The sequence below is a fragment of the Reichenbachiella sp. MALMAid0571 genome (assembly GCF_040151475.1).
In the GTDB taxonomy this organism is placed as follows: domain Bacteria; phylum Bacteroidota; class Bacteroidia; order Cytophagales; family Cyclobacteriaceae; genus CAXBNB01.
In genome coordinates, this window is sequence record NZ_JBDKWG010000081.1 from 1 (window position 1) to 444 (window position 444).

Sequence of the window (444 nt, forward strand, 5' to 3'; positions counted from 1 at the left end):
CATCGGCTACTACCGGACTGGTTGCTGCTATTGTCGTATTCCCATTGGTTGGATCGGCTGACCCTACTGTAAAGGTGATCTCAGCATCATCAGTGATCGCTACTGCATCCAGTGCACCACTGATTGTTACGGTCTCAGCTACCACATTCGTTACGGTTGCCGTATAGGTCCCATCATTGTTGTCGGTCACGCCACTTACCACTGCACTGCCGGTGGAACTTAAAGTCACTGTGCCACCTGAGGCGGTCAGCAGGTTGCCTTGCGCATCGGCCAACTGAACCGTTACCGTACTCGTACTGGCTCCATCGGCTACTACCGGACTGGTTGCTGCTATTGTCGTATTCCCATTGGTTGGATCGGCTGACCCTACTGTAAAGGTGATCTCAGCATCATCAGTGATCGCTACTGCATCCAGTGCACCACTGATTGTTACGGTCTCAGCTA

General features: G+C 52.5%; 1 protein-coding gene. It reads right to left on the reverse strand.

Annotated elements, in window-relative coordinates; all coding sequences use genetic code 11:
- Positions 1-444: Ig-like domain-containing protein (locus tag AAOP42_RS02025; RefSeq protein WP_349526785.1), on the reverse strand; the 444-nt coding region annotated here is incomplete at both ends.